Genomic DNA, 26,153 nt, shown 5'->3' on the forward strand with positions numbered 1-26,153 from the left:
GCGCCAGGGCGACGATGTCCTCGCCCGCGGAGACCCAGTGCTCGGCCACATTGTGGCGCTCGCCCTCGCCCAGCAGGTCGATGTCGCCGATGAGCGCCGCCGGATCCTCGGCGACCGCGCGCAGGATGCGCACCAGGCGCTCGGCGAAGGAGACGACGGTCTCGGCGTCGAACAGGTCGGTGGCGTAGTTCCAGGACAGGCCCAGGGAGCCGTCGGCGCGCTCGCTCACGGTGAGCTGCACGTCGAACTTGGCGGTGCCCGGATCGAATTCGACGACCTCGAGCTCCAGCGATCCGCCTCCCGGCGCTTCGGGCAGTGCGAGCGCCGCGACGTCCTTGGCCCCGGCGGCCTCGAAGGTCAGCGCCACCTGGAACAGCGGGTGGTGCGCCTGCGAACGAACCGGGCTGAGCACGTCCACCAGCCGCTCGAACGGCACGTCGGCGTGCGCGAAGGCGGCCAGATCGGTGCGGCGCACCTGGGCCAGGAGGTCACGGAAGGCGGCGTCGGGCCGCACCTCGCTGCGCAGCACCAGGGTGTTGACGAACATGCCGACCAGATCGTCCAGCGCCCGCTCACCGCGGCCCGCGATGGGGGTGCCGATGGCGATGTCGGTGGCGCGGGACAGACGCGCGGCCCAGGTGGCCAGGGCGGCGTGCACCAGCATGAACAGGGTGACGTCATGCTCGCGGGCCACGCCGGTGAGGGCGCGGTGCAGGTCAGCGTCGATCGAGAAGTCGTAGGTGCCACCGGCATTGGTGGCGATCTCCGGCCGCGGCCGGTCGGCGGGCAGCTCGATTTGCTCCGGAAGGTCGGCCAGCCGGTCGGTCCAATAGGCGATCTGCTGGGCAGCCAGGGACTCGGAATCGGTTTCCGCGCCGAGGATCTCGCGCTGCCACAGCGTGTAGTCGGCGTACTGCACCGGCAGCGGCGACCAGGCCGGGGCCTCGCCGGTGCTGCGGGACAGGTAGGCGGCCACCACATCCCGCAGCAACGGGCGCAGTGAGACGCCGTCCGCGCTGATGTGGTGCAGCACCAGCACGACCACGTGCTCGGCCGGCGCGTCAGGCCCGGAGGAGTCGCTCCGACTCCCCGCGCTCGCCCGCGTGATCACGGAGGGCCCCGCGACCGCCGTATCGGGGGCGGTCTCGCTGAGGCTGAGCACGGTGGCGCGGAACGGCAGCTCGCGGGTGACGTCGAAGAACACGCTCGCGAGTTGCGTGATGCGCGAGGGGAGTTCGGCCGCGCTGACGGTCTCGGTCCGCACCTCGAAGTCGACCTCGGACAGCGGCAGGATGCGCTGGTAGCCGTCGCCCTCGATCTCGGGGTAGATGGTGCGCAGCGATTCGTGGCGGGCCAGCACGTCGCCGATGGCGGCGGTGAAGGCGGCCATATCGATCGTGCCGGTCAGCTTCAGCGCGACCGGGATGTTGTTGACCGCGGTCCGGTTGTCGAAGCGGTTCAGGAACCACATGCGCTGCTGCGCGAGCGACAACGGCACCGGCTCCGGGCGCTCCCGCGCGACCAGCGCCGCGCGCGCCCCGGTGCCGACGCGCGATTCCAATTGCGCGGCGAGCGACGCCACCGTGGTGGCCTCGAACAGCGTGCGCAGCGGGATGTCGGCGTCCAAGGCGGCGGACAGGCGCGCGATCACCTGGGTCGCGATGAGCGAGTTGCCGCCCAGTTCGAAGAAGTCGTCGTCCAGGCCGACCCGGTCCAGGCCGAGCACATCGGCGATGGTGCCGGCGATCGTCCATTGAACCTCCGTGCGTGGGGCGCGGTAGGTCTTGGCGGCGAAGGTCGGCGCGGGCAACTGCTTGCGGTCCAGTTTGCCGGAGGCGTTGAGCGGGAAGGCGTCCAGCACCATGAAGGCGGCCGGGACCATGTAGGCCGGAAGCTGTTCGGACAGCGCATCCTTGACCATCTCGAGGTCGAGGTGGCCGTCGGCGGCGATCAGGTAGGCGACCAGCTGATCGCCGGTGCGCTCGTCGTGGCGTACCACCACGACCGACTGGGCGATCGAGGGCAGCGCGGTGAGCGCGGACTCGATCTCGCCGAGCTCGATGCGTAGACCGCGCAGCTTCACCTGGAAGTCGGTGCGGCCCAGGTATTCCAGCTCGCCATTGCCCGTCCAGGTGACCAGGTCACCGGTGCGGTACATGCGGACGCCGTCGCCGAACGGGTTGGCCACGAAGCGATCCGCGGTCAGGTCGGGTCGGGCCACGTAGCCGGTGGCCAGCTGATCGCCCGCCAGATACAGCTCACCCGCGACACCCGCCGGAACCGGCCTCAGGCGCGAATCCAGCACGTAGACCTGGGTGTTGAAGACGGGCGCGCCGATCGGCACCGAGGCGAGATCGGCGTCGGTGACCTCGTGGAAGGTGACGTCGACCGCGGCCTCGGTCGGACCGTACAGGTTGTGCAGGCGCGCTCCGGTGAGCTGACGCAGCTTCTGCGCGGTCGGCGCGGGCAGGCCCTCGCCGGAGGCGAAGACGTTGGTCAGGCTGACGCAGTCGGCCGCGGCCGGCTCGGCCACGAAGACCGCCAGCATGGACGGCACGAAGTGGGTGACCGTGACGCCTTCGCGGACGATGATCTCGGCCAGATAGGCCGGGTCGCGGTGACCGTCCGGCTTGGCGATCACCAGGCGCGCGCCGACCTGCAAGGGCCAGAAGAACTCCCACACCGACACGTCGAAGGTGGCCGGGGTCTTCTGCAGCACCACGTCGTAGGCGGCCAGCCCGTACTGGGCGTGCATCCACACCAGGCGGTTGACGATGGCCGCGTGACTCACGGCCACACCCTTGGGGCGACCGGTCGAGCCGGAGGTGAAGATCACGTACGCGGTGTTCGCCGGGCGCAGCGGCGCGCGGCGCTCGGCGTCGGCGACCGGAGTATCGGCGAAGCCGGACAGATCCAGCTCGTCGATCCGGACCTGCTGCGCCTCAACGCCTTCCAGATCATCACCGGAGGTCAGCACGCAGACCGGCTGCGCGGTGTCGAGAATGTACTGGGTGCGCTCGGCCGGGTGATCCGGATCCAGCGGCACGTACGCGCCACCGGCGATCGTGACCGCGTACATGCCCGCGACCAGGTCGATGGAGCGGCGCATGCCCAGGGCGACAAAGGATTCCGGTCCGACACCCTCCGCGATGAGCCAACGCGCCAGTGTGCGCACGCGGGAGGCGAACTCGGCGTAGGACAGACCGGTCCCCTCGAAGGTGACAGCCGTCGCTTCGGGCGTCAACGCGACCTGCGCCTCGAACAGCGAAACCAGTGTCGCCGCGGCGCCTTCGGCGATCTCAGGCAGCGCGGTATCGAGCTCGAACGCGGTCTCGTTCCACCCGACCAGCAGCTTGCGACGCTCGCCCTCGCTCAGCAGCTCGACATCGCCGACCAACCGGGTCGGATCGGCGGCCACGGCGGTGAGCATGGCGACGAAGCGCTGCGCGAAGACATCGGCGTACTGCGCGTCGAAAAGGTCGGTCGCGTAGACGAGCTCGGCATCCATCGCCACGGTGTCGAATTCGCGGCCCGCCGCGGCACCGTCGATGACCTCGCTCAGCGTCAACTGCAGGTCGAATTTGGCCGACTGCTGGTCGATGGCCAGCTCGGACACGCTCAGGCCCGGCAGCTCCAGCGAGGCGCGGCCCAGGTTCTGGAACGACAGCATGACCTGGAACAGCGGGTGCCGCGCCTGCGAACGGGCCGGATTGAGCACCTCGACCAGGCGCTCGAACGGCACATCCGCGTGGGCGAAGGCCTGCAGATCGCGCTCGCGCACGGTCTTCAGCAGCTCGGTGAAGCTCATGCCGGCGTCCACCGGCGACCGCAGCACCAGGGTGTTGACGAACATGCCGACGAGATCGTCGAGCGCCTGCTCGCCACGTCCCGCCACCGGAATACCGACGGCGATGTCATCGGTGCCGCTCAGGCGGGCCAGCAGCGCGGCGAAGGCACTGTGCACCACCATGAACAGGGTGGTGCCATGGGCCTGCGCCACCCGGTTCAGCCCGGCGATGAGCTCGCCCGGCACCTGGAAGCGGTGCGTGCCCGCGTTGTAGGAGGCGACGGCGGGACGCGGCTTCGCGGACAGCCGCAGCTCGTCCGGCAGACCGGACAGGGTGTCGCGCCAGTAGTCGAGCTGCTCGGTGATGAGCGAGCGCGGATCCTCTTCCGAGCCCAGCGTTTCCCGCTGCCACAGCGCGTAATCCGCGTACTGCACCGGCAATTCGGTCCAGCCCGGGTTCTCGCCGTTGCTGCGCGCGATGTAGGCGGTCATGAGGTCGCGCACCAGCGGGTTCATGGAGAAACCGTCGGCGGCGATGTGGTGGGCCACCAGGACCAGGATGTGGTCGTCGGCGGCCAGACGATAGGCGCGCAGGCGAACCGCGGTCTCGGTGGTGACATCGAAGCCGCGCGCGGCGAAGTCGTAGACCGCGGCCATCGCTTGCTCGCCCTCGGCCACATCCAGCACATCCAGCTCCGGGATGGCATGCCCTGTGGGCAGCACCTTCTGGTACGCGACGCCCTCATGCGACGGGTACACGGTGCGCAGCGACTCGTGGCGGCCGACGACATCGGCGATGGCGCCACGCATGGCGTCGAGATCCAGTGTGCCGGTGAGTCTTACGGCCACCGGGATATTGTTGGCGGCCGATTCCGGATCGAACCGGTTGAGGAACCACATGCGCTGCTGCGCGAGCGACAGCGGCGGGTACTCCGGACGGGTCCGGACGGTGAGAGCCTGGCGCACACCGGTTCCCGCATGCGATTCGACGCGCGCGGCCAGCGCGGCCACGGTCGGGGCCTCGAACAGCACTCGCACGCCGATCTCGGCGTTCAGCGCGGCCGCCAGGCGGGCCACCACCTGGGTGGCGACCAGCGAGTTGCCGCCCAGCTCGAAGAAGTCGTCGTCCACGCCCACGCGCTCGACGCCGAGCAGGTCGGCGAAGATCTGGGCGATGATCTCCTCGATCGGGGTCGAGGGAGCGCGGAAACGCTTGGCCTCGAACACCGGAGCGGGCAGGGCCCGGCGGTCCAGCTTGCCCGAGGCGTTGACCGGGAAGGCATCCAGCACCACGAGCGCGGCCGGGACCATGTAGGCGGGCAGCGAACCGCTCAACGCGGCCTTGACCGCGCCGACGTCCACGACGGCGTCGGGCTCGCGGACCACGTAGCCGACCAGCTGATCACCGGCATGGGGGTCGGTGCGCACGACAACGACCGACTGCGCGACACCCGGCTGCGCCAGCAGCGCCGCCTCGATCTCGCCGAGCTCGATGCGCAGGCCGCGCAGCTTGACCTGGAAGTCGGTGCGGCCCAAGTAGTTCAGCTCACCGTCGGCGGTCCAGGACACCAGGTCGCCGGTGCGGTACATGCGGTCGCCGGAGACGAAGGGGTTCGCCACGAATCGATCCGCGGACAGGTCGGGGCGGCCGAGGTAGCCGCGCGCCAGCTGATCGCCCGCCAGATAGAGCTCACCCGCGACGCCCGGCGCGACCGGGTGCAGGCGGGCGTCGAGCACATAGGCCTCGGTGTTCCAGACCGGGCGGCCGATCGGCACGAACACGGTGTCGGCGTCGACGACCTCGTGGTAGGTGACGTCGACCGCGGCCTCGGTGGGACCGTACAGGTTGTGCAGGCGCGCACCGGTCAGCTCGCGCAGCTTCCGCGCGGTCGGCGCGGGCAGCGCCTCACCGGAGGCGAACACTGTGTTCAATTTGCCTCCGCTTCGCTCCGGCCGGTCGGCGGCGCTGAAAGTCGCGTTCTTCCCTCCTTCCGCTCCTCCGCTTCGCTCCCCCGCTGCACTCAGTCCAGAACGCGACGCGCCGCCAACCTCTTGGGTGTTGGACTCCAGAGAGGTGACGAAGGCGGCCAGCATGGACGGCACGAAGTGCACGGTGGTGATGCCGGTTTCGGCGATGACCTTGGCCAGGTACACCGGGTCGCGGTGGCCGTCGGGCTTCGCGACCACCAGGCGGGCGCCGGTCTGCAAGGGCCAGAAGAACTCCCAGACCGATACGTCGAAGGTGGCGGGGGTCTTCTGCAGGACAGCGTCGTTCGCGTCGATCGGGTACTCGTGCTGCATCCACAGCAGGCGGTTCACGATCGCGCCGTGCTCAACGGCCACGCCCTTCGGGCGGCCCGTCGAACCGGAGGTGAAGATGACGTAGGCCGTGTGGTCGGGCCGGATCGCCTGTCCCCGTTCGGCATTCGTGATCGGCGCGTCGGAGTAGGCCTCCAGGTTCAGCGTGTCGACCTCGAGCACCGGCACATTGCGGCCGGTGACGAAGTCGTCGCGGCTGGTGGTGAGGATCGCGACCGGGCGCGCGGTGTCGAGCACGTAGTCGATGCGCTCGTCCGGCTGATCCGGATCCAGCGGCACGTACGCGCCACCGGCCTCCAGCACCGCGTACATGGCGACGACCAGATCCAGCGAGCGCCGGATGGCCAGCGCCACATGCGATTCCGCGCCCACGCCCTGGGTGATGAGCTTGCGGGCCAGCCGGTGCACCCGTGCCGAGAACTCGGCATAGGACAGACCTGTCCCCTCGAACTCGACCGCGGGCGCGTTCGGGCTGGTCAGAGCCTGTGCCTCGAACAGCGAAACCAACGTGGCGGCCTCGCCTTCCGGCAATGCGGGCAGCACCGAGGTGAGATCGAACGCGGTGTGGTTCCAGTCGTCGAGCACGCGTTCGCGCTCGTCGGCGACCATCAGGTCGATATCGCCGAGCGGCCGATCCGGGTCCGCCACCACGGCGGCCAAAATCAGATCCAGTCGCCGCGCGAACGCCTCGATGGTCGGCTCGTCGAAAAGGTCCAGCGCGTAGGAGATCTCGGCGGACATGCCCGCGTGCTCACCGTGGTCGTCCTGGGTTTCCTGCAGGGTCAGCTGCAGGTCGAACTTGGCCAGGCGGGCGTCGTAGTCGATGCCGTTGACCGAGAGCCCGGGCAGTTCCAGGCTGGCCTGCCGGGTGTTCTGGAAGGTCAGCATGACCTGGAACAGCGGGTGGCGAGCCTGCGAACGGGCGGGGTTGAGCACCTCGACCAGCCGCTCGAACGGCACGTCCGCGTGGGCGAAGGCGTGCAGGTCGGTGTCGCGGGAGCGGGCCAGCAGGTCGGCGAAGGTCTCGGAGCCGTCCACCTCGGTACGCAGCACCAGGGTGTTGACGAACATGCCGATCAGATCGTCGAGCGCGGCCTCACCGCGGCCGTGTACCGGGGTGCCGATGGCGATATCGGACGTGCCGGACAGCCGGGCCAGCAATACCGCCAAAGCGCTGTGCATGACCATGAACAGCGAGGCATTGTGGCGGCGACCCAGATCGACCAGGGCCTGCTGGGTTTCGGCCGAGATGGCGAAGGGGTAGGTGCCACCGCGGTAGCTGGCCACCGCCGGACGCGGCCGGTCGGCGGGCAGCACCAACTCGTCGGGCAGGTCGGCGAGTGCCTCGGTCCAGTAGCGGATCTGCTTGGAGATCAGCGAATCCGGATCGTCCTCGGAACCGAGCACCTCGCGCTGCCACAGCGCGTAGTCGGCGTACTGCACCGGCAACTCGGCCCAGGCCGGGGCCTCCCACGAGGTACGGGCGGCGTAGGCGACCATGACGTCGCGGGCCAGCGGACCCATCGACCAGCCGTCGGCGCTGATGTGGTGGACCACCATGCCGAGGATGTACTCGGTCTCGCTGATCTCGAAAAGCGCGGCGTGCAACGGCACTTCGTCGGTGACGTCGAAGGCCATGGTGGCCAGCTCGACCAGGTGGTCGATGAGGTTGGCCTCGGTGACCGGCACCGGCGTCAGGTCGGGCACGATCTGCGCGGCGTCCAGCACCCGCTGCACCGGGCCGTGCGCGGTCTCCGGGAAGACGGTGCGCAGCGACTCGTGGCGGTCGATGACATCGATGACCGCGACCTGCAGGGCCGCGATATCCAGCTCGCCGGACAGGCGGATCGCGACCGGGATGTTGTTGACCGCCGAGGCGGTGTCGAAGCGGTTGAGGAACCACATGCGCTGCTGCGCCAGGGAAAGCGGCACCTCGTTCGGCCGCTCACGGGCGACCAGGGCCTTGCGCCCACCATCGCCGACATGCGATTCCACTCGGGCCGCAAGGGCTTCCACGGTGGCGGCCTCGAACAGCATCCGCACCGGCACCCGGGTGTCCAGGGCCGTGCCCAGCCGGGTCGCCACCTGGGTGGCGATGAGCGAGTTGCCGCCCAGCTCGAAGAAGTCGTCGTCGACGCCGACGCGGGCGATGCCCAGCACCTCGCCGAAGATCTGGGCGACGATCTCCTCGATCGGCGTTGTCGGAGCGCGGAATTCGCGCACCTCGAAGCGCGGCGCGGGCAGGGCCCTGCGGTCCAGCTTGCCGGAGGCGTTCAGCGGGAAAGCGTCCAGCACCATGATGGAGCCGGGCACCATGTACGCGGGCAGGGTGCGCTGCAGCGAGGCCTTGACCCCGTCCAGGTCCACCGGGCCGCGAGTGACGATGTAGGCGACCAGCTGATCGCCGGCCACGGTGTCGATGACCAGCACCACGGCCTGCTGCACCTTGGGGTGGTCCAGCAGCGCGGTCTCGATCTCGCCGAGCTCGATGCGCTGGCCGCGGAACTTCACCTGGAAGTCGGTGCGGCCGATGTATTCGAGAATGCCGTCTGCGGGCGCGGAGTCTGCGGAGCGCCCATGGCTCCAGCGCACCAGGTCACCGGTGCGGTACAGACGTGAACCCGGTTCGCCGTAGGGATTGGCGACGAAGCGCTCGGCGCTCAGGTCGGGGCGGCCGAAGTAGCCGCGCGCCACCTGGACACCGCCCAGGTAGAGCTCACCTGGGACGCCCGCGGGCACCGGGCGCAAGCCCTCATCCAGCACATAGGTCTGCGCGTTCCACACCGGGCGGCCGATGGGCACCGAGTTGACCACGGGCGCGTCGATGGGCGCGTAGGTGGCGTGCACGGTGAACTCGGTCGGGCCGTACAGGTTGTGCACGGCGGCCGTGGAGAAACGGCGGAAGGCGGTCACGGTGGCCGGCGGCAGCGCCTCACCCGCGACCAGAACCGCACGCAGGGACAGGCATTCGGCCGACGAGGCGCTGGAGGCGAAGACCGACAGCATGGACGGCACAAAGGAGGTCATGGTGACCCGGTGGCGGCCGATGACCTCGGACAGGTACATCGGATCGCGGTGGCCGTCCGGCGCGGCGATGACCTGCTGCGCGCCGACCGCCAGCGAACCGAACAGCTCCCACACCGAGACGTCGAAGGTGACCGGCGTCTTCTGCAGGATCACATCGGTGTCGTCGATCTCGTATTCGCTGGTGATCCAGGCGATCTGGTTGAGCACCGCCTCATGCGGGATGGCCACGCCCTTGGGGCGGCCGGTCGAGCCGGAGGTGAACAGCACGTAGGCGGCGTTGGTCGGCCGCAGCGGCGCCAACCGGTCCGCGTCGGTGACCGGGGCATCGCTGTAGTCGCTCAGATCCAGCGAATCCAGGTGCAGCACCGGGCAATCGGTGAATTCCACGGCATCGTCGGCGGTGGTGAGCAGCGCCACCGGCTCGGCGGTGCGCAGCACATAGTCGGTGCGCTCGGCCGGGTGATCCGGGTCGATCGGCACGTAGCCGCCACCGGCGGTGAGGGTGGCGTAGATGGCGACCAGCATGTCCACCGAGCGGCGGATGCCCACCGCCACCAGGGACTCGGGACCCACACCCGCCTCGATCAGCCTGCGCGCCAGGCGATTCACGCGGGCGGAGAACTCCGCGTAGCTCAGCTCCTCGGCCGGGCCGAACATGCTGCCGCTGCGCTCGCCCGGATCGAAGATGAGGGCCGTGGCGTGCGGGCGAATCCGGACCTGCTTCTCGAACAGGTCGAGAACCAAGCGCGGGGCGCCGGAGCGCTCCGCGCCCGACAGTTCACGCGCGGTGCGGTTCCACGCGTGCAGCACGGTCTCGCGCTCACCGGCGTCGAGGATATCGATGTCGCGCACCACAGTGTGCGGTGCGGCGACGGCGGTCTCCAGTACGCGCAGGTAGCGCTGTCCGAACTCGGTGACGGTCGAGGCGTCGAACAGATCGGTGGCGTAGGACAGCACCACCGACAGTCCGGCGGGCTCACCGGCCAGCCCACGCTGCTCGGTCAGCGTCCACTGCAGGTCGAACTTGGCGATGTCCACCTCGAGCTCGTCCGCGGAGACGGTGAGGCCGGGCAGCTCCATGGAGCCGTGCGACATCTCCTGGAACGACAGCATGACCTGGAACAGCGGGTGCCGCGCCTGCGAACGGGTCGGGTTGAGCACCTCGACCAGCCGCTCGAACGGGACGTCGGTATTGGCGAAGGCCGCCAGATCGGTCTCCCGGGTGCGGGCCAGGAAGTCGGTGAAGCGTTCGGCCCCATCCACTTCCGAGCGCAGCACCAGGGTGTTGACGAACATGCCGATCAGGTCGTCGAGCGCCTGCTCACCGCGACCGGCGACCGGGGTGCCGATGGCGATGTCGCCGGTGCCCGAGAGCCGGGCCAGCAGCACGGCCAGCGCGCTGTGCATGACCATGAACAGCGAAACGCCCTGGGCCCGAGCCAGACCCGCGAGCCGCACATGCAGCTCGGCCGGAATGTCGAAGGTGACGCGGGAGCCGTGGAAACTCTGCACCGGCGGGCGCGGGCGATCGGCCGGGAGGTCCAGCTGATCCGGCAGCCCGGCCAGCGCCCCGCGCCAGTAGGCGATCTGGCGGGCGGCCATGGACTCGGCATCCGATTCCGAGCCCAGCAGCTCACGCTGCCAGATGCTGAAGTCCTGGTACTGCACCGGCAGCGGCGGCCAGGCGGGCTCCTGACCGGCCACGCGCGCCAGATAGGCGGCGGTCATGTCCCGCGAGAGCGGCCCGAACGAGAAGCCGTCCGCCGCGATGTGATGTACCACGAAGGCGACCGCGAGATCGACCTCGTCGTCGCCCAGCCCGGCCTCGTCGACGACGCGGAACACCCGTACGCGAATCGGCAGCTGGGTCGAGACGTCGAAACCGGCGGACGCGAATTCGGCCAGCGCGGACGGCAATTCGGTCTCGGCGAGGTCGGTCACCTCGATGCCCAGATCCACCTCGGCCATGGGCAGCACCTGCTGGAAGCCGCCATCGCCGGACTCGGGGAAGATGGTGCGCAGGGATTCCTGGCGCGCGACCACGTCGGCCAGCGCCAGCTGCAGGGCCTCGATATCGACCTGTCCTCGCAACCGCACCACGAACGGCAGGTTGTAGGTGGGGACGTTCGGGTCGAACTGGTTGAGGAACCACATACGCTGCTGCGCAAGCGATAGCGGCACCCGGTCCGGGCGCTCCCGCGCCACCAGCGGCGGCCGCGAGACATCCGACGGCCCAGCGGCTTCCACGCGCGCGGCCAGACCCGCCACGGTCGGGGTCTCGAACAGCGCGCGCACACCCAGGCGAGTGCTGAACGCCGCCGAGATGCGGGCCACCACCTGGGTGGCGACCAGCGAGTTGCCGCCCAGATCGAAGAAGTTGTCGTCGACGCCGACCCGGTCGTGGCCGAGCACATCGGCGAACACGCCCGCCACGATCTCCTCGGCGGCGGTGCGCGGTGCGCGGTAGCCGGCGGCGTCCGCGCTGAACACCGGCTCCGGCAGGGCCTTGCGGTCCAGCTTGCCGGAGGTGTTGAGCGGGAAGGCATCCAGCACCATGATCGACGCCGGAACCATGTACGACGGCAGCTTCTCGGCGGCGAAGCGGGTCAGCTCGGCCGGATCGATGGACTGACCCGGAACCGGGACCACGTACGCGACCAGCTGCTGACCGGTGGCGGTGTCCATGACCAGGACGGCGGCCTGGCTGACGGTGGGGTGGGCCAGCAGGTCGGTCTCGATCTCGCCGAGCTCGATGCGCTGGCCGCGGAACTTGACCTGGAAGTCGGTGCGGCCGATGTACTCCAGGGCGCCCGCCACCCCGTGCGGTGAATTGGGCACCGTGTTCCAGCGCACCAGGTCACCGGTGCGGTACATGCGCTCGGAAGTCCCGAACGGGTTGGCCACGAAGCGATCCGAGGTCAGATCCGGGCGCCCCTTGTACCCGCGCGCCAGCTGGCGGCCCGCCAGATACAGTTCACCCGCGGCGCCGATGGCGGCGGGTCGCAGGCGCGAATCCAGAACGTAGACTTCGACATTCCACTCGGGCAGGCCGATCGGCACCGTGACGGTATCGGCGGCGGTGTTCTCCCAGTAGGTGACCGACACCGCGGCCTCGGTGGGGCCGTACAGATTGTGCAGTCCAGCCGAGCTGATCTCGCGGAAGCCCGCGCCGGTCTCCGGCGGCAGCGCCTCACCGATCACGAAAACGTACTTCAGCGAGGCGCACTGGGCCCGCGTGGCGTGCGCGACGAAGACCGTCAGCATGGACGGCACGAAGTCGGTGACCGTGACGCCGTGGCGCTCGATCATCTCCGCCACGTACAGCGGATCGCGGTGGCCGTCGGGGGTCGCCACGATCAGCTTCGCGCCGACCAGCAGAGGCATGAAGTAGCCCCACAGCGACACGTCGAAGGTGGTGGCGGTCTTCTGCAGGTAGACGTCATCGGCCGTGAGCGGATACTCGTCCAGCATCCACAGCTCTTGGTTGACGATGGCGTGGTGGGTGACCGCGACGCCCTTGGGACGGCCGGTCGAGCCCGAGGTGTAGATGACGTAGGCGGTGTTGTCCGGGCGCAGCGGGGCGATGCGATCGGCGTCGGTGACCGGCTCGGCGGAATACGCCGACACGTCCAGCGTGTCGATCTCCAAGCGCCGCGCCCTGGCCGCGGAGCTCGCGGAGCGGCCATCGAACGCCGCCGGCAGCTCGAGCTCGTCGCGCGAGGTGGTCAGCACGCAGACCGGTGCCGCGGACTCCAGGATGTAGGCGGTCCGGTCGGCCGGGTGGTCCGGATCGATCGGCACGTACGCGCCACCGGCGCGCAGCACCGCGTGCATGCCCACGACGAGTTCCAGCGAACGCCGCATGCCCAGGGCCACAAGCGATTCCGGGCCGACGCCGTCCTCGATGAGGAAGCGGGCGAGGCGGTTGACGCGCTCGCCGAACTCGGCGTAGGTGAGCTGCTCGCCCTCGAACTCGACGGCGACGTTGTCGGGCGTCAGCGGAATCTGACGGTCCAGCAGCTCCGGCAGCGTGGTGACCGGCACCTCGTGCCCGGCCGAGTTCCACTCCACCAGGGTGCGGGCGCGCTCCGCGGCGGTGGTGATGGGCAGCCCCCAGACGGGCTGATCCTCGCCCGCCGCCAGGAAGCGGTCGAAGAACTCCAGGAACCGCGCGTGGTGACGCTGCGTCTCGTCCTCGGAGTACAGGTTGGGGTTGGTCTCGAAATCGATGTGATTCCGGGTGCCCTTCACCGACTGGTAGAAGTTGACGCCCAGGTCCTCGATGGAACCCGTGGACAGCACGCTGTATTCGCCGGTGATGTCGCCGAGCACGACCTCGTTGTGGAACAACATGATGTTGACCCACGGGCCGAAGAACTGCGCGCCCACCTCGCCACCGCTGAATTCGCCGGCGGCATCGCGGCGGATGTCCTCGGCGCGGTAACGCTGGTGGCGCAGCGCGCCGGAGACCTCGACCTGCACCTGCCCGAGCAGGTCGGTCACGGTGGAGGCGTGGCCGACGTGCAGGCGCAGCGGCACGATATTGGACGCGGCGCCGCCGGAGCGGCGCATGATCGCGGTGGTGCGCGCGGTCACCGGGAGGCTGAGGATGACGTCCTCGCTGCCGGTCCACTGCGCGAGGTAGGCGGCGAAACCCGCGATGAGCAGACCCGCGGGCGAGGACCCGTGCCGGGCCACGGCCGCGTCCAGCAGCGAGGTCTGATCCTCGGTCAGCGCGCCCGTGGCGATGCGGTTGACGGCGGCCGGCGGCGCGGAGCGGCCGACCAGGCTGGTGCCGTCCTCGAGCCCGGCGACCCGCTGGGCCCAGTACTCCTTGTCGGACTTGAAGCGGCTGCTCTCGCGGTAGGCGAATTCCTGCTCGACCAGGGTGGGCAGGTCGGTCAGCTTGTGCGGCGCGGGCTCGACGCCCCGGACGTACGCGGTGTACAGCTCGGCGACCCGGGTCATGTAGGTCACCGCGCCGAAGCCGTCGAGCACGATGTGGTGGATGCGCGCGTACCAGTAGTAATGGCCGTCGGCCAGCTTCAGCATGGCCGTGCGGATGAGGCGGTCGCGAGTGAGGTCCAGCGGGGCGCTGTAGTCGGCGCGCATCCAGGCCTGTGCGGCGGCGGACGGATCGGCGTCGTCACTCAGATCGACGTGGTAGATGGTGCGGTCCAGCGAGTAGTCCACCATCTGCATGGGCTCGCCGTCACGCTCGACGATGCGCAGGAAACCCGACCCGAACTCCTCCGAGCCGCGGACCATGGCGCGTTCGAGCAACTCGAGGTCGAGTTCGCCGCGCAGTTCCACGTACTGAGCGATATTGATCGGGACCTGTGGGTCCAGGTGCTGGGCATACCAGATGCCGAGCTGCGCCGGCGACAGCGGGAAAAGTTCGCCCGATCCCGGTGCGATTTCGCTGCCAGCTTCGCCGTTGCCGCCGAAATCCAGCCGGTCCAACCCTAACCTCGCTTCCGGAACACCACACCGCGCAGCGCTCCCCGCCGAAAACCCGAACAGGACGCCACGCCTACTTCAGCGTGGCGTCCGGTGTTCGGGGCACACTTCACCGTAAATTTGAGACTCTCTGGGATATCCCCCCAGCTGGCCGATCTTGTTACATGGGCGCGACCACACCCACCGGCCGCTGCCGGGTCATAGTCGTGAATCTGGTGACGGACACTCGGTCCAATCTACCGTCAGCGCGCAAGCCGCAATCAGAAAGGGCCATAGCCCTTCGCTATCAACGCATTTCGCTCATTCAGCCAGTGATGTGCGACCTATCACGCGCAGGATCGTACAGGTGTGACTGCGCACAGTTGAGGGTTTCGGCCAGTGCCCCACCGACCAGAATCACCGCCGCCTGCCGCAGTCCGGCCGCCTGCACCCGATCGGCGATATCGGCCAGGGTGCCCCGCAGAATCCGCTGGTCAGGCTGGGTGGCGCGGTAGACCACGGCCACCGGGCAATCCGTCCCGTAGTCGGGAACCAACTCCTGCGACAGGGTACGGATCCGGGTGATAGCGAGATGCAATATCAAGGTCGACCGGGTGCGCGCGAAGTTTGCCAGCGACTCCGATTCGGGCATAGCGGTCGAGCGCGCCTGTGCGCGAGTCAACACCACCGACTGCACCTGCTCGGGCACCGTGAGCTCCGCCCCCAGCAGCGCCGCCGCCGCCGCGTACGCCGGAACGCCGGGCGTCACATCCCAGGGGATTCCCAGTGCGTCCAGTCTGCGCTTCTGTTCGGTGAGGGCCGAATATATGGACGGATCACCCGAGCACAACCGCGCGACATCCCTGCCCTCGGCGTGCGCCCGCGCACAGTGTCCGATGATCTCGTCCAGATCCAGCTTCTGGGTGTCGATCAACTCGGCATCGGGCGCACAGTGACCCAGCACCTCGGGATCCAGATACGTCCCCGCGTACAGGCACACCGGCGACCGCCGCAGCAGTTCGACGGCCCGTACGGTCAGCAGATCCGCCGCCCCGGGCCCGGCCCCGATGAAGTGCACTGTCATGGGCCGAGTCTCGCACACGCCACAGGGAGCGTCAGACCCTGATGACGGCCAGTTCCGGAACCGAATCGGGGAAGCCGTTGTCCTGGGTCACCACTGGCCAGCCCCGGGCAATCGCCGTGGCCGCGATCCACGAATCGTTGATTTCCAGCTTGATTCCGGCGGCTTTCAGCCGCTGCCGCAGCAACGCCCACGCGGCCGCAACACGCTCATCGATCGGGATGGGCGCAAGGCGTTGAGCCGCCGTGAACGTGTCGAGACGCCGAGCGCGCGAGTCGTCATCGGTGGCCATCAGCACGCCCCATCGCAACTCGGCGATCGTGATAACGCTGATCGCCAACTCCTCGGGCATCAGCTCCAGATCGATGCGCTGACGCACCTCACGGGCTATGAAAACGGAGGTGTCCAACAGTCCGATCGTCATACCTGCCACGGATCCCGGGTCTCGTCGGTGGTCTCGGTCAGCGCCTCGGCCAACTGATCACGTAGACCCGAATCCGCGAGCGGCAATTCGGCCAAGAAGGAGCGCGACGGAGCGGTCGAGGGACGCTCATTGCGCGGCACCAGGAGAGCGACGGGGCGCTCGTTCACGGTGACCTCCAGTGTCTCGCCACCTTCCACGCGACGGAGCACCTCGGTGACATGATTGCGAAGCTCCCGCACGGATACCCGCTCCGGCTGACTCATACGATGATGTAGCCCTTTTGCTACAGCGTGCTACAGGTATCGAGACAGGAATTCGCGAACGCGCTGATCGGACAGTGAGGCCATGGGCCACACCGTGCGACGTCAGATGGCGCCGCGCTCACGAGCCCGGGCCACCGCGGAGGTTCGGGATTTGACGCCGAGCTTCGAATAGATGTGGACCAGGTGGGATTTGACGGTGGTCTCGGAGAGGAAGAGGCGTTTGCCGATCTCGCGATTGGAATGGCCGTCGGCGACCAGACGGAGGACCTCGATCTCGCGGGGGCTCAAGGTGGTGTCGGGCTTGCGGACTCGCGTCATGAGCCGGGAGGCGACCGACGGGGACAGCACGCTCTCACCCTCGGCGGCCGAGCGGACGGCGGCCAGGAGTTCGGCGGGCGGGGTGTCCTTGAGGATGTAGCCGACCGCGCCCGCTTCGATGGCGCCGAGGATGTCGGCGTCGGTGTCGTAGTTGGTGACCACCAGGATGTTCGGCGGATTCGCCAGCTCGCGCAGGGCGGCGGTGGCTTCCGCGCCGGACTTGCCGGGGCCGAAGCGCAGGTCCATGAGGACCAGGTCGACGGGGGTGGTGGAGCAGAAGGCCACGGACTCTTCGGCGGTCGCGACCTCGCCCACGACTTCGATGTCGTCGGAATCGGTTTCAGCGACGCTGGAGTCCAGCAGGGCGCGCAGGCCCGCTCGGACGATGGCGTGGTCGTCGGCGAGGAGGATGCGGATCATTTCTGCTCCGAGGGGATGGGGCTCTGCTCCTCCAGGGGGAAGGAGACGGTGACCGCGGTGTGGCCGGGTTCGGATTCGACGTTCATGGTGCCACCCTGCTGTTCCACTCGGTTGCGCATGGCGGTGAGACCGAAGCTGCCGGAGGGGGATTCGGCCAGCACCGCGGGCTCGATGCCGACACCGTCGTCGACCACATCCAGATGCACGGCGTCGTCGGCGTAGGTGAGGGTGACGCGCATGCGCCGAGCTTGGGCGTGGCGCACCACATTCGAGACCGCGCCCTGGGTGATGCGCACCAGCGCGGCCTCGATGGGCATGGGCAGCGCCTGCGGCTCGCCCTCGACCAGCACCTGGGCGTCGAGGCCCGGCGCGGCGGCGCGCTCGGCGATGCGGTTCAGCGCACCGGCGAGGGACTGACCCTCCAGCGCGGCCGGCGTGAGTTCGGCTATGAGATGGCGGGTTTCGATCAGACTGTCGGCGGCGGTCTCGCGGGCGAGCCGGATCTTCTCCAGCGCGGGATGATCGGGGGCGGCGCGCTCGACGGCGTGCAGCAGCAGTTGAATGCTGCTGAGCCCCTGGGCGACCGTGTCGTGGATCTCCTGGGCGAGGCGCTCGCGCTCGGCCATCTTGCCCGCGGTGCGTTCCTGCTCCGCGAGAGTGTTTCTGGTGGCGAGCAATTCGTCGATGAGGCGCTGACGTTCGGCGGCCTCGCGGAACAGTGCCCCGTATCCCAGCCCGATCGCCACCGCGACCAGCGCGCCCAGCAGCGGGCCGATCACACCGGCGACGGTCCAGCCGCGGTGCGCGGCGAAGCCGACCACGGACACCACGGTCGCGGCGGTCACCGCCACCAGGCCCCAATATCGCGGCAGCAGATGCAGATACAGGAAGAACAGGCCGAAGACCAGATAGACGGCCAGGGGGGCGACGGTCACCAGACCCAGCCAGATCAACGTCAGCACCGCCAGCCACACCCGGGCGGCGGGCAGGTTGCGCCGGAATCGGCCCCCGGCGAAGTAGACGCCGAGGAACAGCGCGGCCAGCACCACGACGACGGTCGGATGCGACCCGGAGATGACCTCCTGCACCGTCACCACCGCGGTCAGCGCCACCACCAGCACGTGCAGTCCGAGCTGCAGGGCGGAGAAGACGGGGGTCAGGGGCGAGCGATGCACGCGACCAGCTTATGCCCGGCTATTGGCCCGGCATCCATCGAAAGTAGGAAACGCCGCCGTGCCGTCGGCGGAGCGGGATTCGTTCCGCGGCGCGATGGCCGGCGGGGGTTTCCTCGACAGGGTGTAAGTATGTTCGTCGCACTCAGAGATCTGCGGGCCGCCCGCGGCCGCTTCCTCCTCATTACCCTGGTGGTCACGCTGGTCGCGCTGCTGGTGAGCTTTCTCAGCGGCCTGACGGCCGGGCTGGCGCACCAGAACATCTCGGCCATCCAGTCCTTGAACACCGGCACGGTCGTCTTCTCCGACACCGGCTCGTCCCCGTCCTTCGACGCCTCGACGCTGAGTCAGGAGCAGGTACAGACCTGGGAGCAGGCGGGCGGCACGGTGGATCCGATCGGCATCAGCCGGACCCGCGCCACGCGGGACGGTGCGTCGCCGACCCAGGTGGCGCTGTTCGGCGTGCAGGGCACACCCTTCGGCAAGCGTGTGGCTACCGAACCGGGCGCGGTCATCCTGTCCAAGGCGGCCGCGAAGGATCTGAACGCGAAGGCCGGTGACACCGTCGAGCTGGGCTCAGCCGCGTACACCGTCGGGGGCGTGACCGACGACGACTGGTACGCGCACACCCCGGTGGTGTGGATGACCCTGTCGGACTGGCGGACGCTCAACCCGCACGCGGGCGCGGCCACCATCCTCGCCGTCTCCGGCGTGAGCGATGAGAAGGCCGTCGACGCCACCGCGCACACCATCACGACCAGCAGCAAGGACTCGTTGTCCGCCATGGCCTCCTACAAAGCCGAGAACGGCTCGCTGACACTCATGACCGTCATGCTCTTCGCCATCTCGGCACTGGTGATCGGCGCGTTCTTCACCGTGTGGACGGTGCAGCGGCAGCCGGACATCGCCACCCTGAAGGCGCTCGGCGCGACCACCGGCTCGCTGGTCCGAGATGCCCTGAGCCAGGCGCTGATCGTGCTGCTGCTGGGTGTCGGCGTCGGTGTCGGCCTCACCGCGGTGGCGGGCGTATTCATGGGCGGCGCGGTGCCTTTCGTGCTCAGCCTGAGCACCACGCTGCTCCCGGCGGCGGCCCTGATCGGGCTCGGTCTGCTGGGCGCGGCCTTCGCCCTGCGCTTCCTCGTCACCACCGATCCGCTGACCGCCCTCAACCAGGCCCGCTGATGACCTCACTTCCCCTGCGTACCAGGAGCATTGCGATGACCAACGCACTCACCGTCTCCGACCTGACCCTCACCTTCCCGGACGGCGCCGAACGCATCACCGCGCTCGACCACGTGCACCTGCGGGTGGGCGGCGGCGAGATCGCCGCCATCACGGGACCGTCCGGCTCGGGCAAGTCCACCCTGCTGGCCACCGTCTCCACCCTGCTGCGCCCCGAGTCCGGCCGGGTTGAGCTCGAAACCGCCACGGGCACCATCGATCTCGCGGCACTGAGCCGCCGCGATGCCGCGACCCTGCGCCGCGACTCCATCGGCATCGTGTTCCAGCAGTCCAACCTGGTCCCGGCGCTGACGGCGATCGAGCAGCTCGAGGCCATGGTGCACCTGGGGCAGAGCTGGTTCGTCTCGCCCGCCGAGCGGCGCGCAACGCGTTCCCATGCCAGGGATCTGCTGGCGGCCGTCGGACTGTCCGGGCACGAGAACAAGCGCCCCGCCCAGCTCTCCGGCGGTCAGCGGCAGCGCGTCAATATCGCACGCGCCCTGATGAACAACCCGTCTCTGCTGGTCATCGACGAGCCGACCAGCGCCCTGGATCAGGAGCGCGGCGCGGCCATCATCGATCTGATCGTCGGCATCGTGCGCGAGCACGGCGCGGCCACACTCCTGGTCACCCATGACCTGTCGCACCTGGATCAGATGGACAGCGTCTACCGGATGGTGGATGGGGTTCTCACGCAACAGAAAGCGGCGTTGGCCGCATGAAGTTGTCGAAGGCGAAATTGGCCGTGTAAGAGGCGGTCTCACTGCGGGGAGTCCGTCGATCCGGCGCCGGCGAATCCGGTGACCTTCTGCGGGGTCACGCGGACGATGAGCCGACGGACGTCTTCGGGCTCCTCCGGAGGATCGATGCCGAGATATTTCCAGGACAGGGTATGCGGCAACGACTTGTCCGGGTCCTCGATCAGTTCGGGTGTTCGACCGCACGTCCCGCTCGATCGCGAATCCTTCGAATCGCTTCGACCAACTGATCGGGGCCGTGCACATGGATCTCGACGCCCAACTCCAGCAGTCGATGCGCCACCCATTCGGGTAGGTCGTCTCGCCACGTATCCAGCACACAGGTATCCGGTCCGCGCGGCACGACATCGCCTGCCGCCTCTCCCAGTCGGCCGATCACGGCCTCGGCTGGGGCGTCGATGTCGACCAGGAAGCGCAATCCGGTTGTGCCCCGGTCGGTTCGACTTCCGGTGACGTAGGCGGCCGGGTCGGCGGCGGGAAGTTCCCGGGGCGTGAATCGGACGCCGGTCGGGTGAACGCGGTGGATTCTGTCGGCGCGGAAGACGCGCCAATCATCGCGGTCGAGGTCGAAGCCGACGAGGTACCAGCGGTGCCGGTGCGGAACCAGGCCCACCGGCTCGACATCGCGGCGGGTTTGGGCGCCCTCGGCGGCGGCATAAGCGAAACGTACTCGCTCCCTGTTGGTCACGGCCGCGGCCAGCGCGGTGAGGAGTTCGGGGTCCACGGGATTCACCCCCGGGCTCGGGGTGACCGTGGCAGCGCCCAGGACCCGGACCCGCCGGCGGAGTTTGGCCGGGAGGACCCGTTCGAGTTTGGCGAGGGCGCGGACCGAGGCCTCCTCGATGCCCGCGATGGCGGAGCCCGCGGCGGCGCGCAGGCCGACGGCGATGGCGACGGCCTCCTCGCCGTCGACCAGCAGGGGCGGCATGGCGGCGCCCGCGACCAGGCGGTAGCCGCCGGTCGCGCCCATGCTGGCCTCGACCGGGTAGCCGAGGTCGCGCAGGCGGTCGATATCGCGGCGGACGGTACGGACGGTGACACCGAGCCGTTCGGCCAGTTCGCTGCCGGGCCATTCGCGCGGGGTCTGCAGCAGGGACAGCAACCGCAGCAGTCGTGCCGACGTATCGCTCATGGTCGCCATTCTCCGATCGAAATAGGACGAGGACAGTCCTGGATCGCACCTGGCGTGGCGATCGGATCGTTCGCCCGACCATCAGGAGTCACGATGAGCAGCACCGCCATCCGCCCGTTCCGCATCGCCGTGCCGCAGCCCGATCTGGATGATCTCAACGCCCGCCTGGCCCGCGCCCGCTGGACCCGGCAGCTGCCCGGGCAGGGCTGGGAACGCGGCGTGCCGGTGGACTACCTGCGCGAGCTGGCCGCGCACTGGTGGACCGAATTCGATTGGCGTGCAAATGAAGCGGCGCTCGACGACTACCCGCAGTTCCTGACCGAGATCGACGGCCTGCACGTGCATTTCTTGCACGTGCGCTCGAGCGAACCGGACGCGCTGCCGCTGGTCCTCACCCACGGCTGGCCGAACAGCTTCGTGGAGTTCACGAAAACCATTCCCCTGCTGACGAATCCGCATTCACACGCAATGGAGTCGGCGCAGGCGTTCCACGTGGTGATTTCGTCGGTGCCCGGATTCGGCTACTCGGCGGCACCGCGCGAGATGGGGATGAGACCGCGCACGGTGGCCCTCATGTGGGCGGTGACGGTGGATTCGCTTGGCCCCCCGGCCAGAAACCGGTCCCGGTGGGCGTGTACGCCGGGGGTTCACCGCTCATGCGCCGCCGCGCCGACCGCGACAATACGATCGCGTACTGGCCCGAGGGCAGTACGGGCAACCACTTCCTGGCCATGGACGTACCCCGGGCGCACGCGGCCGATATCCAAACCTTCTTCGGCAAGGTCCGCCGACCTTAATATTTGACCGAACAGTCTCGAAAGACGTAAGTTTCTCGGCATGGCGAGGACCAAGGAGTTCGACCCCGACACCGTGCTGCGCCGCGCTCTCGAATTGTTCTGGGAGCGTGGCTATGAGGCGACATCCATGTCGGATCTGGTTGCGCATCTCGGGATTGCCAAGGCGAGCATCTACTCGACCTTCGGAGGTAAGCGCGACCTCTACCTGAAGGCTCTCCAGCGCTACCTCGAGATGACCGATCCGGTCATCATGGACGAGTTGTCGCAGCCGGGTCCGGTCCTGCCGGCGGTGCGCGCACTGGTGGAGCGCTATGTGCGCGAAGCATCCAGTCCCGATTCGTATCTCGGCTGCATGGTCGTCAACAGCGCGGTCGAATCGGCCCGCTGCGACGAGGCCGTCGCACGCCTGGTGGAGTCAAGCTGGGCGCACCTCGAAACGACACTGACTTCGGCGCTGCTCCGCGCCCGCGCACAGGGCGAATTGCCCGCGGATTCGGATCCGCGCGCGCTTGCCCGATTCCTCCTCGTCTTCTTTCAGGGAATTCGCGTACTCGAGCGGACCCCGAATTCGACTGCGCGCCTGAAGGATGCGTCACGCATGGCCGTATCCCTGCTCGGCTGAGCGGTTTTGCCGTTCATCCACAGGTTTCACCACTCCCATATTCAAGACTGATCGTTCTATAAAGGAGCTGTCGACCGTCATGAGCGCACGTTTCGATGACAAAGTTGTGCTGATCACCGGCGGCGCGGGCACGATCGCGGGCGCCACGGCCCATGCCTTCGCCGATCTCGGAGCCACGGTGGTGCTGGCGGGGCGCGATGCGGAACAGCTGGGCGAGGCTGCCGGGCGCATCCGCGCCGAGGGCGGCGCGGCGGACCGGGTGGTCGCCGACGTCACCGATGGCTACCAGGTAGCGGCCATGGTCGAGGAGGTCGTGCGCCGGCACGGCGGGCTGCACGTGGCGTTCAACAACGCCGGAATCCTGGGCACGCCCGCCGCGGTCGGTGATCTGGACGATGTGGACTGGCATCGAGTGCTGGATGTCAACCTGACCGGCGTCTTCCTGTCCATGAAGCACGAGATCGCCCATATGCGCGGCAATGGCGGCGGCGTCATTGTGAATATGGCGTCGAATATCGGATCGCACGGCCGCCGTCCGGGACTGGCCGCCTATGCGGCGTCCAAAGCCGCGGTCAGCGTGCTGACGCAGACCGCGGCGCGCGACCATATCGGCGACGGCATTCGCATCAATGCGGTCAGCCCCGGCGCCACCGATACTCGAATGTCCTTCCGCCCCGGCGAAACTCGCGCGGATCGCGATGCGCGGGCGAGCTCGGCGATTCCGCTCGGCCGAGTCGGTGATCCGGCGGAGATCGCGGCCGCCGTGGTATGGCTGGCCTCCCCGGAATCCGCTTTCGTCATCGGGCACGACCTGGTCGTCGACGGTGGCGCCACCGCCTGATCTCACCGTTTGTCCGCCGGGTGTGGCGAGCTTCCAATAGCGGAATGGAAGTGGGTTGTTGAACCAGGAGACATGTCCTTGTCATCTGCGCTGACTAACGTGCTTGGAATTCGCAGGACGCGTAATAGGAGCAGTAGCGATGAGGGACACACTGCCATCCAAGAACCAAGTCCTTCAGGCTTGTCGAGGTTCCGGTCAACCCGGCCATCCGCTACTACGCGCCGCGCAGGACCTGACCGCGCTGCACGGGCGCCTGCTCAGTGCCGAACCGGGGCAGCTGGCCGAACTCGACACGATCCGAACGGATTTGGTGCACGAGATCGACCGCTGGGTGACCGCGCAATTGCCGCCGTCGCACGGCGCGGCCCGGGTGCACACCGAAACCCTGGGCGCGGTCATCGATCGGCTGGCCCGGTTGACCGCAGCGGCCTATGCCGCGCTCGCGAGCCAATCCGGCCGGGAACTCACCATCGCCTGGGAGCATCTGGCCGAATTGGCGGTCGGCTATGAGGATTTGGCGTCGGAAGTCTGCACGGGGCGGCGGCGTTTACCCGGCGCCCATTGAGCCTTTCCCGATCCACCACGGACTTTCCCGGTTCACCGCGGCTTTCGCGCGGCGTACCAGGCGAGGAGTTCGGGTACATCGACCGCCGTGGGGGCCACCACCGTGGACGCCTCCGCGCCCTGGAATAGTTTCTTGATGGGCACTTCCAGTTTCTTGCCGGTGCGGGTGTGCGGAATGCCGGGGGCGGCGATGATTTCGTCCGGGACATGTCGCGGGGACACCTCGGCGCGAATGGTCGCATTGATGCGGGTTCGCAACTCGTCGGTCAATTCCGTGCCAGGTGTCAGCACCACGAACAAGGGCATCCAGTAGCCGCCGTCCGGTTGCTCGGCACCGATGACCAGCGCCTCGGCGATTTCCGGAATGCGTTCCACCGCTTGGTAGATGTCGGCGCTGCCCATGCGGATGCCCTGGCGATTCAGGGTGGAATCGGAGCGGCCGTGCACCACGATGCTGCCGCGCTCGGTAATGGTGATCCAGTCACCGTGCCGCCAGACGCCCGGGAACATCTCGAAATACGCCTCACGATAGCGGGAGCCGTCCGGATCGTTCCAGAAGGACACCGGCATGGACGGCATCGGTTCGGTGATGACGAGTTCGCCGACCTCATCGCGGACCGGTTTGCCCTGCTCGTCCCAAGCATCCAGGGCCACACCGAGGTACGGGGCCGACAGCTCGCCGGGCCAGACGGGGACGGTGCGGACACCGCCGATGAAGGCGGACACCACATCGGTGCCGCCGCTGATCGACGCCACCGGTACGTGCTCGCCGACGTTGTCGCGCAACCACAGTGAGGACGACGGGGGCAGCGACGAACCGGTGATGCCGACCAGCCGAAGCGCCGACAGGTCGTGGTCGACGCGCGGCACCGATCCGGCCTTGGCGCATGCCAGCACATAACCCGGACTGGTACCGAGCACCGTCGCGTGCGTGCGGGAGGCCAACTGCCACAGCGCATCCGGGGTCGGCGCGGCCGGGCTGCCGTCATAGCAGACGATGGTCGCGCCGACCAGCAATCCGGCGACCTGGAAGTTCCACATCATCCAGCTCGGGCTGGTGTACCAGAAGAAGGTGTCCTCGGGGCCGATATCCGATTGCACGGCAACGGCTTTCAGGTGCTCGAGCAGCACGCCGCCGTGCCCGTGCACAATGCCTTTGGGCTTGCCGGTGGTGCCGGAGGAGTACAGCACCCACAGCGGGTGCGCGAAATCCACCTGTTCGATCGCGAGCTCGACGAACTCGTTCCCGGGATCGACGTTCTCCCAGGGCAGGGTGTCCGGCACGGGAACGCCGAGGCGCGGCACCAGCACGGTCGCCACCAGCGAGGGCAGTCCCGCGCGCAGTTCTGCGATATCGCCGGTCTTGTCGTGCGCCTTGCCGCCGAACCGGTAGCCGTCGGCGGTGACCAGCACCTTGGGATCCAGCTGCCCGAGCCGGTCCAGCGCGGCGTGCGCGGAATAGTCCTGGCCGCAGGCACTCCAGACCGCGCCGATACTGGCGGTGGCCAGGAAGGCGATGACGGCCTCGGGGATGTTCGGCAGGTACCCGGCGACGCGATCGCCGGGTCCGACACCCAGCGCGCGCAGAGTGCGGGCGAAGGCGGCGGCGGTGGCGATCATCGCGGCCCAGGAGATCTCGGTGATCTCACCGGTCTCGTCGACGGACAGGATCGCGGGCCGGTCGTCGCGGACCTGCCGCATCACCTGCTCGACATAGTTCAGCGTGGTGCCCGGGAACCACTGCGCGCCAGGCATGTCCGTGGTCGCGAGCACCTCGTCGGACCGCTCGCCGAGATCGAAGTAGTCCCAGATCGCCGCCCAGAAGCCGGGCAGGTCGTCCACCGACCACTGCCACAGCGCCCGATAGTCCGGCAGGGACAATCCGGTGCGCTTCTCCACGAACAGCGCGAAACTCGTCACCTGCGCCTCGGCGATGTCCTGCTCGCTCGGCACCCACTGTGGTTCCAC

Annotated in this window: 15 protein-coding genes (1 of these 15 cut by a window edge); 6 read left to right on the forward strand and 9 right to left on the reverse strand. The window is 68.6% G+C overall.

The features are described 5' to 3' along the window. From GLP40_RS30090 to GLP40_RS30115, 6 genes are all read right to left on the reverse strand, one after another. Positions 1-14,596, reverse strand: partial view of a non-ribosomal peptide synthase/polyketide synthase gene (locus tag GLP40_RS30090; protein ID WP_154791405.1) — the 5' portion only. 30,041 nt of this gene lie to the left of the window's left edge; only the first 14,596 of its 44,637 coding nucleotides appear in the window; its start codon is at positions 14,594-14,596; its stop codon lies off the left edge, out of view. Between the two features lie 301 nt (positions 14,597-14,897). Then, positions 14,898-15,656, reverse strand: coding sequence for a precorrin-4 C(11)-methyltransferase (cobM, locus tag GLP40_RS30095; protein ID WP_154791406.1), 759 nt, complete (start codon positions 15,654-15,656; stop codon positions 14,898-14,900). Between the two features lie 31 nt (positions 15,657-15,687). Next, positions 15,688-16,077 carry a type II toxin-antitoxin system VapC family toxin gene (locus GLP40_RS30100; protein WP_154791407.1) on the reverse strand — a complete coding sequence of 130 codons (390 nt, stop codon included), beginning with the start codon at positions 16,075-16,077 and terminating at the stop codon, positions 15,688-15,690. Next, the gene (locus GLP40_RS30105) at positions 16,074-16,340 is read right to left on the reverse strand and encodes a type II toxin-antitoxin system Phd/YefM family antitoxin (RefSeq protein WP_154791408.1); all 267 of its coding nucleotides are present in this window, start codon (positions 16,338-16,340) and stop codon (positions 16,074-16,076) included. The genes GLP40_RS30100 and GLP40_RS30105 overlap by 4 nt, the downstream gene beginning before the upstream one ends. Positions 16,341-16,442: 102 nt before the next feature. Further along, complete coding sequence (locus GLP40_RS30110) at positions 16,443-17,078, reverse strand: LuxR C-terminal-related transcriptional regulator (protein ID WP_154791409.1); 636 nt, start codon at positions 17,076-17,078, stop codon at positions 16,443-16,445. Continuing rightward, positions 17,075-18,253 carry a sensor histidine kinase gene (locus GLP40_RS30115; protein WP_328290821.1) on the reverse strand — a complete coding sequence of 393 codons (1,179 nt, stop codon included), beginning with the start codon at positions 18,251-18,253 and terminating at the stop codon, positions 17,075-17,077. Before GLP40_RS30115 ends, GLP40_RS30110 begins: the two co-directional genes overlap by 4 nt. A gap of 129 nt (positions 18,254-18,382) precedes the next feature. On the opposite strand from GLP40_RS30115, the gene GLP40_RS30120 reads away from it, so the two are divergent. Continuing rightward, a complete protein-coding gene (locus GLP40_RS30120) occupies positions 18,383-19,432 on the forward strand; it encodes an ABC transporter permease (RefSeq protein WP_154791410.1) in 1,050 nt (349 codons plus the stop codon). 35 nt (positions 19,433-19,467) lie between these two features. Continuing rightward, positions 19,468-20,193 (forward strand): ABC transporter ATP-binding protein, encoded by a 726-nt coding sequence (locus GLP40_RS30125; protein WP_154791411.1) that lies wholly within the window; start codon positions 19,468-19,470, stop codon positions 20,191-20,193. 38 nt (positions 20,194-20,231) lie between these two features. On the opposite strand, the gene GLP40_RS30130 is transcribed toward GLP40_RS30125, so the two are convergent. Further along, a complete protein-coding gene (locus GLP40_RS30130) occupies positions 20,232-20,372 on the reverse strand; it encodes a hypothetical protein (protein ID WP_154791412.1) in 141 nt (46 codons plus the stop codon). Positions 20,373-20,392: 20 nt separating this feature from the next. After that, the gene (locus GLP40_RS30135; protein WP_154791413.1) at positions 20,393-21,361 is read right to left on the reverse strand and encodes a helix-turn-helix transcriptional regulator; all 969 of its coding nucleotides are present in this window, start codon (positions 21,359-21,361) and stop codon (positions 20,393-20,395) included. Positions 21,362-21,454: 93 nt separating this feature from the next. Between GLP40_RS30135 and GLP40_RS30140 the strand changes: the two genes are divergently transcribed. The 4 genes from GLP40_RS30140 to GLP40_RS30155 all read left to right on the forward strand — a co-directional run bounded on the left by GLP40_RS30140 (position 21,455) and on the right by GLP40_RS30155 (position 24,186). After that, a complete protein-coding gene (locus GLP40_RS30140) occupies positions 21,455-22,165 on the forward strand; it encodes an epoxide hydrolase family protein (RefSeq protein ID WP_230330087.1) in 711 nt (236 codons plus the stop codon). A 33-nt stretch (positions 22,166-22,198) separates the two neighbouring features. After that, complete coding sequence (locus GLP40_RS30145) at positions 22,199-22,780, forward strand: TetR/AcrR family transcriptional regulator (protein WP_154791414.1); 582 nt, start codon at positions 22,199-22,201, stop codon at positions 22,778-22,780. 79 nt (positions 22,781-22,859) lie between these two features. Beyond that, entirely contained in the window at positions 22,860-23,621 is a 762-nt protein-coding gene (locus GLP40_RS30150; protein WP_154791415.1) for an SDR family NAD(P)-dependent oxidoreductase, read from the forward strand. A 139-nt stretch (positions 23,622-23,760) separates the two neighbouring features. Continuing rightward, a complete protein-coding gene (locus GLP40_RS30155; protein WP_154791416.1) occupies positions 23,761-24,186 on the forward strand; it encodes a DUF4254 domain-containing protein in 426 nt (141 codons plus the stop codon). Between the two features lie 32 nt (positions 24,187-24,218). Here GLP40_RS30155 and GLP40_RS30160 read toward each other — a convergent pair whose 3' ends face one another. Next, entirely contained in the window at positions 24,219-26,153 is a 1,935-nt protein-coding gene (locus tag GLP40_RS30160; protein ID WP_328290822.1) for an acetoacetate--CoA ligase, read from the reverse strand.

It is taken from the genome of Nocardia aurantiaca, from assembly GCF_009708175.1.
In the GTDB taxonomy this organism is placed as follows: Bacteria; Actinomycetota; Actinomycetes; order Mycobacteriales; family Mycobacteriaceae; genus Nocardia; species Nocardia aurantiaca.

Coding starts and splice junctions, on each gene's coding strand:
- cobM (WP_154791406.1), bottom strand. CDS start 15,656: ATGACAGTGCACTTCATCGGGGCCGGGCCCGGGGCGGCGGATCTGCTG.
- GLP40_RS30100 (WP_154791407.1), bottom strand. CDS start 16,077: ATGACGATCGGACTGTTGGACACCTCCGTTTTCATAGCCCGTGAGGTG.
- GLP40_RS30105 (WP_154791408.1), bottom strand. CDS start 16,340: ATGAGTCAGCCGGAGCGGGTATCCGTGCGGGAGCTTCGCAATCATGTC.
- GLP40_RS30110 (WP_154791409.1), bottom strand. CDS start 17,078: ATGATCCGCATCCTCCTCGCCGACGACCACGCCATCGTCCGAGCGGGC.
- GLP40_RS30120 (WP_154791410.1), top strand. CDS start 18,383: ATGTTCGTCGCACTCAGAGATCTGCGGGCCGCCCGCGGCCGCTTCCTC.
- GLP40_RS30125 (WP_154791411.1), top strand. CDS start 19,468: ATGACCAACGCACTCACCGTCTCCGACCTGACCCTCACCTTCCCGGAC.
- GLP40_RS30135 (WP_154791413.1), bottom strand. CDS start 21,361: ATGAGCGATACGTCGGCACGACTGCTGCGGTTGCTGTCCCTGCTGCAG.
- GLP40_RS30140 (WP_230330087.1), top strand. CDS start 21,455: ATGAGCAGCACCGCCATCCGCCCGTTCCGCATCGCCGTGCCGCAGCCC.
- GLP40_RS30145 (WP_154791414.1), top strand. CDS start 22,199: ATGGCGAGGACCAAGGAGTTCGACCCCGACACCGTGCTGCGCCGCGCT.
- GLP40_RS30150 (WP_154791415.1), top strand. CDS start 22,860: ATGAGCGCACGTTTCGATGACAAAGTTGTGCTGATCACCGGCGGCGCG.
- GLP40_RS30155 (WP_154791416.1), top strand. CDS start 23,761: ATGAGGGACACACTGCCATCCAAGAACCAAGTCCTTCAGGCTTGTCGA.